The following is a 14,472-nucleotide window of genomic DNA, read 5'->3' as shown; positions in this document are numbered from 1 at the left end:
TGCGCCTTTCGGCGCAGGATGCTCGATTTCGGGTTGGCGCTCCCATGTGCGATGGATAGGATGACGATTTCAACACGCCCAGCGAGAAGCCGCCATGCTACTAGCCGCAACGCCCGAACCTCCGTACTACGCCGTGATCTTTACCTCGACGCTTACCGAGCACACCGAAGGTTACGAGGTAATGGCCGCGCGCATGGTCGCGCTCGCCGCCGAGCAGCCGGGATTTTTAGGCGTGGAGTCCGCACGCGAGGAGGTAGGCGTGACGGTCTCCTACTGGGCGGATATCGAGTCGATCAAGGCGTGGAAAAGTCACGCCGAGCACCAGGAGGCGCAGCGGTTAGGCCATCAGCGGTGGTATCGCCATTTTCGCACCCGCATTGCCAGGGTCGAGCGCGACTACGGAGTCTAGGACGACATAATCAGTCCCGCTAGAAACTGCAGCAACAGAGTCAACAGCAACACCGACAGGCCGACCACAACGCTGGTCAATAGGGCGTGGCGCTTCCAAAGCACCAATACCCGATGGCCGAAGCGGCTAACCAGCCAGGCCAGCCCATAGTAGCGAAGCCCGCGAGCGATCAGGGCCGCCAGCACAAACAGCAGCACCGGATAGTTCGAAAGCCCGGCGGTGATCATGGCGACCTGAAACGGAATCGGCAGGATACCGATGGCCAGAATGGCGGCGAAGCCGTACTGATTGAAAAACGTCTGGAAGGTCTGAAAGCTCTGCTCGATTCCCATGAAGGCGATGAACCAGGTGCCGATCGACTGAAAGAGCAAAAGCCCCACGCCGTAGCCGACCAGCGAGGCCAACAGGCATCCGGCGGTGGTGACCGCGGCCAGTCGCCAGATGCGCTCACGGTTGGCGGCCATCAGCGGAATCAAAATGAGTTCGAGCGGAATGGGCAGAATGATCGTTTCAAGAAACGACAGCGTACCCAAAAGCCAGAGCATGTTTTTGGAGCCGTTAAGGCGCGCAAGCCACGCTTTGGTACGCTTCGATGCCATGGCCATGTGCGTTTCTACATCCCCGGGTTGATGCGGCGATAGATACTCGCGAGCACACTGTAGGCGCCAAAGGCGAACAGCCCGATGGCCACGAAAGCCAGCAGCCACTGACCGAAGGCCTGGGTGCGAAGTGCGCTAAACACCTCTTCGGTACCGCCGGCTTCACTGGGGTTGATATGATACGCCGCCATGATGAAAAAACCGCCGACAATCAAAAATACGATGCCTCTTATGACCAAACCGAAGCGGCATACCGGGTACGCCCAGCGTTTGGTGGATTCAGGCATATCGAAGTGTTTGTCGAACTTGGCTTTTGCGCCCTTGAGGCAGTGGGCCACCCCGGCGCCAATCACGCAAAGCCCTACCAGCCCCACCAGGTAGCGGCCAAACGGCTGCTCGAAAAGCCAGCCCACTGCGCCCTGGGAGCCGCCGGAGCCGCTTGAGGAAGATCCGCCAAAACGAAAGATCAGGCTGGCGGCATAGAACGCCAGCAGCGTATGGGTGACCGCGCTGATCAAAAGTCCTGCACGAATGGCGAGCCCCTTGGGGTCGGTGCCGTGATTGTCGGCGTCCTTGATCGCCTGAATACAGCGCCACATGGCGTAGCCCACAAGCCCCAACGCGATTAGCCCCAGCAGCACCTGGCCGAACGGCGCGCTCAGGAGACGCTCGAGTGCGCCGCGGCTGCCTTCGGTTTGCCCGCCCTGGCCGAAAGCGGCCAGCGCCGCTAACCCCCCGACCAGCAAATAGACGATACCGCGTGAGGCGTAGCCCATACGGGCGTAGAGCTGAATGGCGTCTTTATGATCGGGCGTGTTATGAGCCACGACGTCCTCCTGACTAAAATGGCGACGCTTCATAGTCCTGTATGAAGCCGGTGCCCCGAGCTGGGCGCTTGAAAACCTACCCTGTAGGGTAGGTGATCGAGCGCCAAAGGACTAACGCTTTCGGCATGGGCGCTTTTGTCACCCGGTCACGACTCATTTTCGAAAGGTACGGTAATGAACGCATCGACTCCTCTTTTCTGGCGTGACCCGCGTTTGCCTCAGGTAGAGCTTCGCTGCATCAGCGATGCTCGCCAAGTCGCCTACGCACTCCATAGCCATACTCACTGGTCGCTCGGCGCGGTCACAAAGGGGAGCAGCACGTTCTACTACCGGGGCGACACGCACGCCATTCGCGCGGGGGATTTGGTGCTGATGAATCCTGGCTGGGTGCACGCCTGCAATCCCATCGAGCATGAGCCCTGGGCGTATATGATGCTGTACGTGGAGGTCGCTTGGGTGAGCGAGCTACGCTATCGCGCGGGGCTCTCAAGCGGCCCGGAGTGGCAGGATATTGCCACGGCGGTACTGTCAAAGCCCGCGCTCTACCGCCGTTACCGGCGTATGGCGACGTGTTTGAGAAGCGACAAGGCGAGCCTCGATGAAAAACGCGCGGCGCTTACCGAGACACTTTTGCCGGTGCTGACACATTTGGCGATGACCCCTGCGCGCTCACCCGCGCACGTGCCGGCGGCGCTGGAGCGCCTGGCCGCATATCTTGACGATCACGCGCAAGAGGCGCTCACGCTCGAGCGGCTATGCCACGTGAGCGGCTACAGCGAAGGGCACCTGATTCGAGGCTTCAAACGCCATTACGGCATGACGCCCAGAGCCTATCTGATCAATCGGCGCGTCCAGCTGGGGCGCGAATGGTTAAACCAGGGCCACTCCATCGCAGAGACGGCGCTGGCGCTAGGCTTCAATGACCAGCCCCACTTTCAGCGCACCTTCAAGCGGCTACTCGCTGCCACGCCGCATCAGTACCGAACGCCTTCAACGTCGCCACCTTCGTTAGTCCAGCACGATGAACAGACAGCTCACGGCCAGCAGTAGCGCAAGCACACGGTTGATCACGACCAAAAGGGTCGGATTGCTCACGTAGCGCTTCAAAAACGCTCCGGCGTAAACCCAGCAAGAAAGCGACAGCCAGCAGATGGGAAGATAGAGCGCGGCAAACAGCAGCGTCAGCTTGGCGCTGGCGCCGGTGTAGGCGCTGATGCCGGAGGCACAGGCAAGCCACGCCTTCGGGTTGAGCCACTGCATCACCGCGCCGGTCCAGAATCCGGGGGCTTTGGCGGGCGCACGGTGGGAAAGCCTGCCGTCATCCAGTGCCAGTTTGGCGCTCAGGTAGAGCAAAAATGCCACGCCTGCCCATCGCAGCAGGATTTCCAGCATTGGCCAGTGACGCAAAAGCGAATAAAGCCCGGCGCCTACGCTTAGAAATAGCGCGATGAAGCCAAGCGTGGCGCCGGTCACGAATACCAGGCCGCGCGCAATGGGGTAGTGAGTGCCGCTGCTCAGGCACACCAGGTTGACCGGCCCCGGCGAGATGGAGGCCGCCAGGGCAAAGGCGGACATGGGCAGCAGTAGCGAGATACTCATGGTGATGATTCCATGGTGGAGAAGAGGCCCAGAGTATTTCAATGCCAGCCCCCTGAGTATTGTAAAAAATTGAGGTGGCGCCGCGGCGCTGTCGCATTGTGTGAAAGCGGAATGGTTCAGGGTTGAAAGGAGCGCAGGATTCGGGTCGGCAGCCGGTCACAAGGCGCTTAGACTTCGAAGAGCAGAAACAACGGAGCGGGCAATGGACGAGTACGGGCGGATCGAAAAGGCGATGGCCTACATGGTAGAGAACGCGGCGAACCAGCCAAGCCTTGCCGAGGTGGCCGCTCACGTGTGCTGGAGCCCCGCGCACTTTCAACGTGTTTTTCGCCGCTATGCCGGCATTTCGCCCAAGCGTTTTCTACAGGCGCTGACCCTTGAGCGCGCCAAGCGCCTGATGGCCTCGACCGATTCGCTGCTTCAGGCCGCCCATGCGGTGGGGCTTAGTGGCGGCTCCCGGCTTTACGATCACTTCGTCTCGCTCGACGCGGTGACCCCGGGCGAGCACAAGCGACAGGGCGACGGGCTCACCATTCGCTACGGCGTTCACTCAACCCCCTTTGGCGCGGCGCTGGCGGCCACCACCGAGCGGGGTATCTGCCGGCTGGGGTTTATCGGCGCCAATGGAATGGGCGAGCAGCTCGCCGGGCTAACCGCTGCGTGGCCCAAAAGCCAGCTAATTCACCAGCCCGAGGCCACGCGCTACGTGGTGGAGGCGCTTTTCGACGGCGCGTTTGGTGACGCGCGAGCACTGTCGCTGCACGTGGCGGGCACCAATTTTCAGGTTGCGGTATGGCGCGCGCTGCTCGCGATTCCCGCCGGGGAGCTTGCAAGCTACGGCCAGCTGGCCAGGGCGCTTGGCAAGCCCGGCGCCTCAAGGGCGGTCGGCAGCGCCGTTGGGGCGAATCCGGTCGCGCTCTGGATCCCATGCCACCGGGTGATCCAGCAAAGCGGGGCGCTGGGCGGCTACCGCTGGGGCGTGGCGCGCAAGCAAATGGTGCAGGCCTGGGAGAGCGGCCAAAAAAGCGCGAAGGAGGGCAGCCCGGAGCCGGGTCGGCTATCGTTAACCTGAACGAGTTAAACAAGGGAGAGCCCCATGAACATCGATGCGATTCAGGCCGATATCACGACACTCGATGTCGATGCGATCGTCAACGCCGCCAACCAGTCGCTGATGGGCGGCGGCGGGGTGGACGGCGCGATCCACCGCGCCGCCGGGCCCGAACTCAAACAGGCGTGCCGCACGCTCGGCGGCTGTGAGACAGGCGATGCCAAGCTAACCGACGGCTTCAGGCTACCGGCTCGCTATGTGATCCACGCCGTTGGCCCGGTATGGAACGGCGGCGAGCGCGGCGAGGCCGAGAAACTCGCCGGCTGCTACCGCCGCGCGCTGGAACTCGCCGCGTCCGTCAATGCCCGCTCCATCGCGTTTCCCAGCATCAGTACCGGTATTTACCGCTTTCCCATCGAGCGTGCCGCCGAGGTCGCGGTTGAAACGGTCAAGGCGGCGATGAGTGAACACTCGACGGTCGAATCGGTCACGTTTTGCTGCTTCTCGGAAAGTGACCTGGCGGTGTATGAGGCGCTGCTCAATCGATCAGCCCGTTAGCGTCGAAGAACGGGTAGGGGCCGGGGTAGCGCTCGATGAACCCCTGGTGGGTGATCAGCCCGCTTTGCGGGGTATAGGCGTGCAGCAAATAGCCCGGCGGCTCCAGCTGAAAGTGCGCCGGCCCATCCATGCTTAGATCCAGGCTCACCTGGTGCGACACCCCCGGGCAGCTGAGTGCGAGAGTACCGCCAAAGCGCGCTTGCAGGCTGCGATGCAGGTGCCCGCACAGCACGCGCTCGACCTGCGGATGGCGCGCGATCACCGTTTCGAACGCCCCGGCATCGAGCAGTGGCTGACGATCCATATGGTCGATACCGCTGACAAACGGATGGTGGTGCAGCATGACCAGCGTCGGGGTGTCCGGGCGCTTTGCCAGGGTAGCCTCCAGCCACGCAAGGCTTGCGGCATCGAGCTCGCCGTGGGGCTTGCCGGTTACCAGCGTGTCCAGGCCGATCAGGCGGATCGGGTAGTCGTCGATTACCCAGTGCAGATATTCGGGGTGCTGGAACAGGTAGCGATGGCTCTCAAGCGCCTCGCGCAGGTTGGCGCGGTGATCGTGGTTGCCGGGAATGACGTAGAAGGGCCGCGTCAGCGCCTCGGTCAGCCTGGTGAACGTGGCGTACTCCTCGGGATGGCCAAAATCGACCAGATCGCCGCTGATGAGTACCAGATCCGGGCGCGGTGTCAACGCGTTGAGCGTGTCGATCGCTTGGGTCAGGGCACGCGCCGTATCGACCTGGCGGTAGGAGAGCTTGCCGTCGGCCTTGATATGCGGGTCGGTGATCTGGGCAATCAGAAAGGGCTTATCCATGCGCGCTTGCTCCGCTGGCCGATGGGTGAAACAGCGCCTGCTCCGGGATCATCAGGCCGATTTCACTGCCCGTCGGCCAGCTTTGGCGTGACGAGACGCGTACCGATAGCGTCGTGTCATTGCCGGTATCCACTGCCAGCTGCTGCGCCTGGCCCAGAAAAACGCTCTCGATGATGCGGCCCTTGAGCTGGGCGTTCTCGATGGGCACCACCTGGATGTCTTCCGGGCGGCAGTAAAGGGTGTTGGCCGTGGCCAGGTGCGAGGCGCGCAGCGTGCAGCCGGGTACGCAAAACGTGCCGTCGGATACCTGCGATTGCACCGCAAGGCGGTTGACTGCGCCGATGAAGTCCGCCACGAACGCGTTGGCAGGCTGGTGATAGATCTCGCGCGGGCTGCCGAGCTGGGCGATGCGCCCGGCCTGCATCACGGCGATGCGATCGCCGAGCGCCATGGCCTCGTCCTGGTCGTGGGTCACGTACACCGCAGTGATGCCGAGCTCGCGCAAAAGCGCACCGATCTCCAGGCGCAGCCGGTCGCGAAGCTTGGCGTCGAGTGCGGCCAGCGGCTCGTCGAACAGCAGCACGCGGGGGCGCACGGCAATCGCCCGGGCCAGCGCCACGCGCTGCTTTTGCCCCCCGGAAAGCGCACCGATCGAGCGCTCGGCGTAGCCCTTTAAATCCACCATCTCCAACACCTCCGCCAGGCGACGGTCGATCTCGGCGCGGGAAAGCTTTTGAATGCGAAGCCCGTAGGTAATGTTGTCGGCCACGTTCATGTTGGGAAACAGCGCGTAGTTCTGAAACACCATGCCGACATCGCGCTTCTCGATGGGCAGGGCGGTGACATCACGCTCGCCGAAATGCACCTGACCGCCCGGGTCCGGGCGCTCCAGGCCGCTGATGATTCTGAGCGTGGTGGTCTTGCCGCAGCCCGAGGGGCCCAAAAGCACCAACGTTTCGCCCGCCTTGATGTGAAGATCCAGCGGCTCAAGGGCGACGTGCCCGCCGGCGAAGGTGCGGCTGCACCGGGTCAGCGTGATACTCGAGGATAGGGACATGATCGCTCTCTAAAACGTATTCAATTGAGGGGGCGGGGTTAGCGGCGCGGCCCGGTCAGCTTTCCGGCCCACTGGATCATCACCAGAAGCGGCACGATCATGAGCAGAAACACCAGCGTGTAGGCGGAACCCACTTCCAGGCGCATCGAGGCGTAGCTGTCGGCAAGGCCGACCGGTAGGGTCTTGGTGAGCGGAGTGTGCAGCATCCAGGTGATGTTGAATTCGCCGATCGAAAGTGTGATCACCATCAAGGCCCCGGCCAGAATACCGCTGGCGCAGTTGGGCACGACCACGCCGAAAAAGCGCTGCCAGGGGCTCGCCCCGAGACTCGCCGCGGCTTCCTCCAGAAGCGGCAGGCGGGCGGTGTGCATCACCGAATGCACCGCGCGCACCATGAACGGCAGAGTGAACAGCACGTGGCCGATCAAAATGAACAGCCAGCTCGAGCGAAACTCGCGGAAGCTGCCGTAGGCCAGCAAAAGCGCCAGCGCTGTGGCAAGCCCCGGTACCGCCACCGGCAGCAGCAGAAGTTCCTCGATGGCGTGCGCGACGCGGTGGCGACTGCGCAGAAGCCCGTAAGCTGCCGGCACGCCGATCAGCGTGGTGATGACTAGACACGCCATCGCCAGCTTGATCGAAAGCCAAATGGTGCCCGAGTAGAGCGCCCACACCTCGCTCACCCAGCGCAACGTCAGCCCGCTTTGCAAGCCCTGAAAGTAGTTCTCGGTCAGCCCTGCCATGATCGACATGGCGATGGGCACGATCATGAAAAGACACACCAGCAGGGTGAACCCCAGCTGCAGTGAAAAACGCAGACGCTGACTCATACCGAGGCTCCCAGGGCGTTGCTCGCAAGCTTCCTCGCCAGCGCCAGCGCCGCCCAGGTAATCAACCCAAGCACCACTGAAAGCGCCGCCGCCATCGCGAAGTTGGCGTAGTTGGTGAATTCGCCGTAGATGTTCAGCGGCAAAATGGGCAGCCGCGTCCCCAGGGTGAAAGCGGTGCCGAAGGCGCCCATGCTGGTGGCGAAGCAGATCGCGCCGGTGGAGAGCAGCGCCGGGGCGATGCCGGGAATGATCACATCGCGCATCACCCGCCAGTGGCTGGCGCCGAGCGAGCGCGCGGCCTCCTCCAGGCTCTGATCGAGGTTGTCGCAGGCCGCCATCACGGTGGTGATCACCCGCGGGATCGAGAAGTAGAGATAGCCGATGAACAGGCCCAGCAGCGAGTAGGCAAACACCCAGCGCTCACCGAACAGCCACAGGCTGGTCTGCGCCAGCGCCCCCTGGCGCCCGCCGAGCATGATGACCAGAAAACCCACCACGACGCCGGGAAAGGCGAGTGGGAAGGTCAGGATCGCCACCAGCAGCGATTGGCCCGCAAAGCGGTGGCGCGCTAGAAAGAAACCGGCGAAGCCGGCAATCCCGACCGCCGCGACCGACACCGCCAGCGAAAGCGTGACGGTGGTCGCCAGGCTGATCAGGTACTGGCGGTGGGTCAAGAGCGTCAGGTAGGCGCTAACGCCGCTGGCGCGATCCGCCTCCGCTCCCATCAGCAGAAGCCGCGAGAACGGTAGCAGCCAGAACGCCGTGAAGATGGTCAGCGCTGGCACCAGCGCGACCAGGGTAATCAGCTGCGCCCGGCGGGAGGTGCGCCGGTGTCGGTCGAGAAAAGCAGCCCCGAAGGGCTGCTTGAGTGTGGCGGACATGATCAGCGAACCTCCGAGAGATACCGCTCGGAGAACTCGCGCTGCGCCTGCGCCATGGCCGCGTAATCCACCGCGCTTGCGCGGGCGTAGTCGCTGTCGGGCAAAAACACCTGACGCGCTTCGTCGGAGATCGCCTCTTCGCGTACCGGGCGCAGGTAGGCGTCGGCCCACACCGCCTGGCCCTCGTCAGATAGCACGAAATCGAGTACTTCGCGGCCGTTGTCCGAGTGGGGCCCGTTCTTGACCAGGCTCATCACGTAGGGCACCACGATGCTGCCCTCTTCGGGAATCACGAACTCGACGTTGGCGCCATCGCTGTAGCGGGCGCGGTAGGCGTTGAAGTCGTAGTCCAGCAGGATCGGAATCTCGCCGGAAAGCACGCGCGCGTAGCTGGTCTGCTTGGGCACGATGGGGTCGTTGTCGGCAAGCGCGTTGAAGTAGTCGATGGCCGGGGTGAAGTCCTCGAGGTCACCGCCGAGGGCCAGGTTGACCGCGGTGGCACCCACGTAACCCACGAAGGCGCTGGCCGGGTCGAGATAGCCGATCATGCCGCGATAGGCCGGGTCGAGTAGGTCATCCCAGGAAGTCGGCACCGGCGCGCCGTCGAGCGCATCGACGTTGACCATGAAGCCGAGCGTGCCGGAATGGATGGCGAACCAGTTGCCTTCCGGGTCCTTCAACCCCTCCGGAATCTCGTCCCAGTGCTCGGGCTGATAGGGCTCGACCACATCGGCTTCCATGGCCTGAATACCAAAGGTGACCCCGTAGTAGATCACGTCCGCCACTGGACTCTGCGCCTCGGCGACCAGCTGGGCCAGCGACTGGCCGGAATTCTTGTTGTCCTGGGGCACCTGGATACCGGTTTTCTCTTCGATCAGCTCAAGCTGGGTGCCCCAGTCCGCCCACTCAGGCGGGCAGTTGTAGCAGATCGCGGTAGTGGCGCCTTGCGCCGCGGCAAGGCTCGAGACACCCGTCAGGGCGGTGGCAAGCAGCAGACGTACGGGAGTGTTACGCATGGTGAGAACCTCGTTGGGTCGAACAGAGAGCAGTGATGGCAACAGGAGGTGCCACGCTTTCGCCTTCGCGCAGGGTGTAGGGCAGAAGCGGTGGCGCGGGTTGCTCGCCTTCGAGCAGAGCGAGCAGGGCGTTGACGGCCTCGCGGCCGATGTCGGCGCGGGGCTGCTCGATGGTGCAAAGCGAGGGGTAGAGGCATTTGCCAAGGGCAATCCCGTCGAACCCCATGATCGAGACGTCGCCGGGTACCTTGACCCCGGCGCGGGTGAGTTCGCCGATCAGGCTGATGGCGAGCAGGTCGTTGGTAGCGATCAACGCGGTGAGGGCATTTGGGCCTTCGAGCTGGCTTTTGATCGGGGCGAGTTCGGCCCGGGTATGGCGCGGCATCTCGAGCAAGGCGCGCGACGTAAGCCCCGCGTTCTGCATCATTTGGCGGTAGCCCTCGAAGCGCTGGCGGGCCCGGTCGGATTGCAGAAGCGGCCCGGCCACCATGCCAATGTGGGTGTGGCCGAGATCGATCAAGTGGCGGGTGGCCGCTTCGCTGGCAGCGCGGTTATCCACGCCAATCGAGGGAAAGCCGCTTTCGCCCGCCGGGTTATAGACCAGCAGGCAGGGCGTGGACTCCCGGCGCAGTGAGGTGAGTAGCGGGCTCTGGTCGGCATCCGCCACGGTCAGCACGAGCCCATCCACCCGCTGACGCAACATCGACTCGACGATGTCACTCTCGCGGGCCGGGTCGTACTCGCTGGTGGTGATCAAAAGCGAAAAGCCGCGCTCGCGGGCGGCGACCTCCATGGCCTGAAGCTGCTCGGCGAACACCGGGTTGTCGAGGCTCGGCACCATGACGCCGATCATCCGGGTGGCCTGGGCGCGCAGCTGACGTGCCACGGTGTTGGGCCGAAAACGCAGCTCCCGAGCGGCGGCCAGGACCTTTTCGCGGGTCTGGTCGCGCACTAGTTCAGGGCTTGAAAAGGTGCGTGCCGCAGTGGCCCGAGAGACCCCTGCACGCTTTGCCACGCTCGCTATATCCGCCATCGGTCATCCTGTGTCGAAAAATGAGATCGATCTCATTGGTGATCACAGAGGCTAGCGGTGCTTCATGACAACGCCGTGTCGATTGGATGTCCGTTTTAAAAAAAAGGAGAAAGGTTTAATTAATGCCCAAACACCGACCAACCGGTGCGCTGGACGAACATCTCCAGTGCCCTGGCGCCCAGCAAACTATTGCCGTAGGTGTCGAGACCCGGCGACCAGACTGCCAGCGACCCGCGCCCTGGGGCGATGGCGAGAATGCCTCCGCCGACGCCACTTTTGCCCGGAAGCCCCACGCGAAAGGCGAACTCGCCGGAGGCGTCGTAATGGCCGCACATCATCATCAATGAGTTGATCCGCCGCGCCCGCTGGGGCGAGACCACGCGCAGGTTGCTGGGCTTGTTGACCCCGTTCGAGGCGAGAAAGAGCCCGGCGTGAGCGAGCTGCTCGCAGCTCATGGCGATGGCGCACTGATGAAAATAGGTGCCCAGCACCTTGTCGACATCGTGGCGAAGGCGCCCGAAGGCCCTCATGAAGTGGGCAAGCGAGGCGTTGCGGTCCTTGTGCGCCATCTCAGAAGCGGCGACCTGGCGGTCGAAGCAGATACTCGTATCGTCGGCGATATAGCGCACGAAGCTTAGAATCTCGGCAAGCGACTCCCGCGGCTCGTGCCCCATCATGATCGCATCCACCACGGCGATCGCACCGGCGTTGATGAACGGATTACGCGGCTTGCCGCCTTCGTGTTCGAGCTGAACGATAGAGTTGAACGGATCCCCCGAAGGCTCACGGCCGACATTGGCCCACAGGCCGTCGCCGAGCTTGCCAAGCCCCATGGTGAGCGTGAACACCTTCGAAATGCTCTGAATCGAAAACGGCGTGGCCGCGCACCCGGCCGAGAAGCGTTCGCCCTCGACCGTGGCCAGGCTGATACCGAACTGATGAGGGTCGACCTCGGCGAGCTGGGGAATGTAGTCGGCGACCTTGCCGCGCTCGGTTTCACGAGCGAGCTGTTCGGTGATGTCGTTTAAAAGCGTTTGCATGGCTGGCGATCGATGGCGTAAAGGGCCAATTACCCTAGCCGAAACCGCGCAGCTTGTCTGCCCAGCGGTCGGTGCAAGGCTTGCCGTGGGTCGGTAGTGAGCGTTTGATGAAAGCGGCTTGAATGACCAACCGGTGATTCATTAAAAAGAATTATAGGACCGAAGAGGGGGATGCTCATTATTTGACGAAATATCCCCATTTAAAGGCCTAACTCTTTTAAATGGTCTAATAAAAATGGGCTAGATTGGGCGCACTAAATGCGAGAATGACACCGTCGGGGTTTGCGGTACGGCGTTGGACGTTCTCCTGCTCGCCGTCACGCTCATTCAAAGGGCTCCCATGAAAATCTCGAATGTTCATTTGCCTGCCGCGCCGTTCAAACCTCGCTCGCTGGTCGTCGCGGTCGCACTGGCGTTTTCCGCCGTTTCACTTGCCGGCTGCAGCTCCGGCGGCGGTGGGGGAGGTGGCGCCCCGGATGACTCCTCTACCGGCATTTACCAGCCCGAGCCTGCCCCCGCCCCGGTTGAACCGCCTCCTGCGCCTGCACCTGCTCCGGTTGAACCGCCGCCGATCGAAAAGCCGCCGGTCAGTCGGGTGCCCGTGGAATCACCCACGGATGAAGCGCCTTCCAATCGATATCCCATGATCGAGCCGCTGGGTGTGCGGGTCGGCATCGTTGATAGCGGCTTCGATATCGACCGTATCCTCAATAACGATGTCGTGATCGACAGCCTGAACGTGCATACCGGGCTCAAGGATGTAAGCGGGGGCAATGAGTGGCACGGCAGCGTGGTCGCCTCGACTATTTCCGGCGGTCAGCTCGGTAACGCCCGGCTGGATCTGATCAAGGTAGAAGATGCCAGTGGGACGACCTACAGCAGTACGCTGGATTACGGCATTGGCGAGGCGGCGCTTCGCGGGGCGCGGGTCATCAATACCAGCTTCTCGCGGCGGCTGGAGGCCAGTGACCCGCGTCTGAGCTTCAACGGCGTTTCGACGAATGAGTCCTATCAGCGTGTCGTTAATGCCAACGATGGCAAGGGCGCGGTGTATGTCGTCAGCGCCGGTAACAGCGGCGCGGCAATCGATACCCAAGGCAAACCGCTGTATGCAAGCCAGCCGGCGCTTTTCGATATGACGCTGATTGCCGTGGGCAGTGATGAGCAGGGCAATCTGCACCCGTTGAGCAGCTTTCCAGGCGACGATGCCCGGCTACAGTCGCGCACGCTGGCCGCGCCTTTCGTCAACCGTCAGGTGGGGGCGCAGGGCACGTCCATTTCGGCGCCCCGGGTGGCGGAGTACGCTGCGGGAATCATCGCGCGCTGGCCTCACCTGACAGCGCAGCAGGTGAGCCAGCGCCTGCTGGAAACCGCGCGCCGCGACAGCGCACTGTTTGGCCAAAACAGCTGCGGCGCCTCAGGCACCGCCAACTGTGGTTTCTTCTATTTAGGCCAGGGGGCCGCCGATATCGACGCGGCACTGGCGCCTGCCGGCGAGCTGGTCGTTCCCAGCGGCGAGAGCGTGGCACTTGGCGGTGAATCTGCCAGCGCCTCCTTCGCCCAGCTCTCCGGCGCCTACGGCGATGCACTCGCCAGTACCCAAGCGCTTGAAAACGTTGCGGCGTTCGACGCGCTGGGGCGCGACTACGCGATCGACCTGAGCGGCAATGCTCAGCCGCGCAAAGCGTACGATGACCAGCTGCGCAACAGCATGGAGCGCGTTGCCAGCGCTTCGGTTCAGGCGGTCGATACACAGTTCATCGACAGCGGCGCTTATCAGTTCACGGCGAGCACGGATAGCGCTGGCACCCCGCTTGCGAGTCGTTTCGACGTGGACTTCGGCGCGGCGGGCCTCGGCACGGCCGGTCTCGGCGCGGCTGGCTTCAGCGCTTTTCGCTTCGACGGCGATCAGGCAAGCCCGATGAGTGGCTACGCCGAGTCGTCGATGATGCCGATGATCTCCTTTCAAGGCGGCTCGGCGCTGACCCAAGGGCTCGATAGCGTCAGCGGCGTGCAAACCCGCTACGCGCTGGGCGAGCGTGTCGAGGTGAGCGCCTCGCACTGGGCCGGCGACGTCGAAGCTTCCAAGAAGAGCCGCTACCGCTCGAACCGCTCGGATATCGGCGCCTCGTTCACACTGACGCCGGCGCTGAGCCTCGCGACCCATATTGGCCGGCTGAACGAGCAGGAAGGACTGCTTGGCGCTCACGGCACCGGCGCACTGAGCCTCGGGGAAAATAACCACATGACGTTTGCTGGCGTCGAACTTCAAATGGTGTTGGGCAGCGGCTTCAGCGGGTTCGCCGAATTCGAGCAGGCCCGTGGTAATGCCGGTGGCAGCGGTTTGCTGGCAAGCGTCGATAACATCGTGGCTCGTGAAATGGCGCTGGGCGCGCAGTGGCAGGGCCAGGGGGCGCGCGCCGATGAACGGCTGGCGCTGAGCGTTCGCCAGCCGCTGCGCATCGAGAGTGCAGATGCCAGCGTCGAGGTGCCGGTCGGTCGGCACCTCGACGGCACCGTGGTGCGCGAAACCCGTGAGGCGTCGCTGTCGCCTTCCGGGCGTCAGGTGGACATCGAGCTTGGTTACGCTTTCGCCAGTAGCGAACATAACGAGTGGCAGGTGAATCTACTGCACACCCTCGAGCCCGGCCACGACGCCGACGCGCCCGACGATACGGCGGCGGTGGTCAACTATCGCTACCGCTGGTAGGTGACGCCGCCCCATTCCCTTTGCATGGCGGCTGCTATGGCCATTGCCAGCCCC

Annotated in this window: 15 protein-coding genes; 5 read left to right on the top strand and 10 right to left on the bottom strand. The window is 63.2% G+C overall.

Going from position 1 to position 14,472, the window contains the following annotated elements:
• The first annotated feature begins 94 nt into the window (after positions 1–94).
• Complete coding sequence (locus RN346_RS10065) at positions 95–409, top strand: antibiotic biosynthesis monooxygenase (protein ID WP_311958101.1); 315 nt, start codon at positions 95–97, stop codon at positions 407–409.
• Here RN346_RS10065 and RN346_RS10060 read toward each other — a convergent pair.
• On the bottom strand, positions 406–1,008 hold the full coding sequence (locus tag RN346_RS10060) for a VTT domain-containing protein (protein ID WP_311958100.1): 603 nt from the start codon (positions 1,006–1,008) through the stop codon (positions 406–408). The genes RN346_RS10065 and RN346_RS10060 overlap by 4 nt on opposite strands.
• Before the next feature lie 14 nt (positions 1,009–1,022).
• Positions 1,023–1,835 carry a DUF1206 domain-containing protein gene (locus RN346_RS10055; RefSeq protein ID WP_311958099.1) on the bottom strand — a complete coding sequence of 271 codons (813 nt, stop codon included), beginning with the start codon at positions 1,833–1,835 and terminating at the stop codon, positions 1,023–1,025.
• A 174-nt stretch (positions 1,836–2,009) separates the two neighbouring features.
• On the opposite strand from RN346_RS10055, the gene RN346_RS10050 reads away from it, so the two are divergent.
• A complete protein-coding gene (locus tag RN346_RS10050) occupies positions 2,010–2,885 on the top strand; it encodes an AraC family transcriptional regulator (RefSeq protein WP_311961029.1) in 876 nt (291 codons plus the stop codon).
• Here the strand turns inward: RN346_RS10050 and RN346_RS10045 are convergent.
• Positions 2,844–3,434, bottom strand: coding sequence for a LysE family translocator (locus tag RN346_RS10045; protein ID WP_311958097.1), 591 nt, complete (start codon positions 3,432–3,434; stop codon positions 2,844–2,846). The two genes, RN346_RS10050 and RN346_RS10045, sit on opposite strands and share 42 nt — an antisense overlap.
• Before the next feature lie 202 nt (positions 3,435–3,636).
• Between RN346_RS10045 and RN346_RS10040 the strand changes: the two genes are divergently transcribed.
• Both RN346_RS10040 and RN346_RS10035 read left to right on the top strand, forming a co-directional pair.
• Positions 3,637–4,506 (top strand): methylated-DNA--[protein]-cysteine S-methyltransferase, encoded by an 870-nt coding sequence (locus RN346_RS10040; protein WP_311961028.1) that lies wholly within the window; start codon positions 3,637–3,639, stop codon positions 4,504–4,506.
• Positions 4,507–4,530: 24 nt separating this feature from the next.
• Positions 4,531–5,043, top strand: coding sequence for an O-acetyl-ADP-ribose deacetylase (locus RN346_RS10035; protein WP_311961027.1), 513 nt, complete (start codon positions 4,531–4,533; stop codon positions 5,041–5,043).
• Here RN346_RS10035 and RN346_RS10030 read toward each other — a convergent pair.
• The 7 genes from RN346_RS10030 to RN346_RS10000 form a co-directional block, all read right to left on the bottom strand.
• Complete coding sequence (locus RN346_RS10030) at positions 5,024–5,854, bottom strand: phosphodiesterase (RefSeq protein ID WP_311961026.1); 831 nt, start codon at positions 5,852–5,854, stop codon at positions 5,024–5,026. The two genes, RN346_RS10035 and RN346_RS10030, sit on opposite strands and share 20 nt — an antisense overlap.
• A complete protein-coding gene (locus RN346_RS10025; RefSeq protein WP_311961025.1) occupies positions 5,847–6,911 on the bottom strand; it encodes an ABC transporter ATP-binding protein in 1,065 nt (354 codons plus the stop codon). Before RN346_RS10025 ends, RN346_RS10030 begins: the two co-directional genes overlap by 8 nt.
• A 38-nt stretch (positions 6,912–6,949) precedes the next feature.
• Positions 6,950–7,738: an ABC transporter permease subunit gene (locus tag RN346_RS10020; RefSeq protein ID WP_311961024.1), complete on the bottom strand. Its 789-nt coding sequence runs from the start codon at positions 7,736–7,738 to the stop codon at positions 6,950–6,952.
• Positions 7,735–8,619 (bottom strand): ABC transporter permease, encoded by an 885-nt coding sequence (locus RN346_RS10015; RefSeq protein WP_311961023.1) that lies wholly within the window; start codon positions 8,617–8,619, stop codon positions 7,735–7,737. The genes RN346_RS10020 and RN346_RS10015 overlap by 4 nt, the downstream gene beginning before the upstream one ends.
• 2 nt (positions 8,620–8,621) lie before the next feature.
• Positions 8,622–9,635, bottom strand: a complete 1,014-nt coding sequence (locus RN346_RS10010) for an ABC transporter substrate-binding protein (RefSeq protein WP_311961022.1) — start codon at positions 9,633–9,635, stop codon at positions 8,622–8,624.
• Positions 9,628–10,668: a LacI family DNA-binding transcriptional regulator gene (locus RN346_RS10005; protein ID WP_311961021.1), complete on the bottom strand. Its 1,041-nt coding sequence runs from the start codon at positions 10,666–10,668 to the stop codon at positions 9,628–9,630. The genes RN346_RS10010 and RN346_RS10005 overlap by 8 nt, the downstream gene beginning before the upstream one ends.
• A gap of 119 nt (positions 10,669–10,787) precedes the next feature.
• The gene (locus tag RN346_RS10000) at positions 10,788–11,708 is read right to left on the bottom strand and encodes a glutaminase (protein WP_311961020.1); all 921 of its coding nucleotides are present in this window, start codon (positions 11,706–11,708) and stop codon (positions 10,788–10,790) included.
• Between the two features lie 340 nt (positions 11,709–12,048).
• On the opposite strand from RN346_RS10000, the gene RN346_RS09995 reads away from it, so the two are divergent.
• A complete protein-coding gene (locus RN346_RS09995) occupies positions 12,049–14,418 on the top strand; it encodes a S8 family serine peptidase (RefSeq protein ID WP_311961019.1) in 2,370 nt (789 codons plus the stop codon).
• Positions 14,419–14,472 lie beyond the last annotated feature (54 nt).

The organism is Halomonas sp. PAMB 3232, assembly GCF_031954225.1.
GTDB lineage: Bacteria > Pseudomonadota > Gammaproteobacteria > Pseudomonadales > Halomonadaceae > Vreelandella.
Note: the sequence above shows the minus strand (reverse complement) of the source record. Positions and strands in the feature narration are given on the sequence as shown.

Excerpts from the sequence above, each read along its gene's own strand:
- RN346_RS10065 (WP_311958101.1), top strand. The coding sequence starts at position 95 with ATGCTACTAGCCGCAACGCCCGAACCTCCGTACTACGCCGTGATCTTT.
- RN346_RS10060 (WP_311958100.1), bottom strand. The coding sequence starts at position 1,008 with ATGGCATCGAAGCGTACCAAAGCGTGGCTTGCGCGCCTTAACGGCTCC.
- RN346_RS10050 (WP_311961029.1), top strand. The coding sequence starts at position 2,010 with ATGAACGCATCGACTCCTCTTTTCTGGCGTGACCCGCGTTTGCCTCAG.
- RN346_RS10045 (WP_311958097.1), bottom strand. The coding sequence starts at position 3,434 with ATGAGTATCTCGCTACTGCTGCCCATGTCCGCCTTTGCCCTGGCGGCC.
- RN346_RS10040 (WP_311961028.1), top strand. The coding sequence starts at position 3,637 with ATGGACGAGTACGGGCGGATCGAAAAGGCGATGGCCTACATGGTAGAG.
- RN346_RS10035 (WP_311961027.1), top strand. The coding sequence starts at position 4,531 with ATGAACATCGATGCGATTCAGGCCGATATCACGACACTCGATGTCGAT.
- RN346_RS10030 (WP_311961026.1), bottom strand. The coding sequence starts at position 5,854 with ATGGATAAGCCCTTTCTGATTGCCCAGATCACCGACCCGCATATCAAG.
- RN346_RS10025 (WP_311961025.1), bottom strand. The coding sequence starts at position 6,911 with ATGTCCCTATCCTCGAGTATCACGCTGACCCGGTGCAGCCGCACCTTC.
- RN346_RS10020 (WP_311961024.1), bottom strand. The coding sequence starts at position 7,738 with ATGAGTCAGCGTCTGCGTTTTTCACTGCAGCTGGGGTTCACCCTGCTG.
- RN346_RS10015 (WP_311961023.1), bottom strand. The coding sequence starts at position 8,619 with ATGTCCGCCACACTCAAGCAGCCCTTCGGGGCTGCTTTTCTCGACCGA.
- RN346_RS10010 (WP_311961022.1), bottom strand. The coding sequence starts at position 9,635 with ATGCGTAACACTCCCGTACGTCTGCTGCTTGCCACCGCCCTGACGGGT.
- RN346_RS10005 (WP_311961021.1), bottom strand. The coding sequence starts at position 10,668 with ATGGCGGATATAGCGAGCGTGGCAAAGCGTGCAGGGGTCTCTCGGGCC.
- RN346_RS10000 (WP_311961020.1), bottom strand. The coding sequence starts at position 11,708 with ATGCAAACGCTTTTAAACGACATCACCGAACAGCTCGCTCGTGAAACC.
- RN346_RS09995 (WP_311961019.1), top strand. The coding sequence starts at position 12,049 with ATGAAAATCTCGAATGTTCATTTGCCTGCCGCGCCGTTCAAACCTCGC.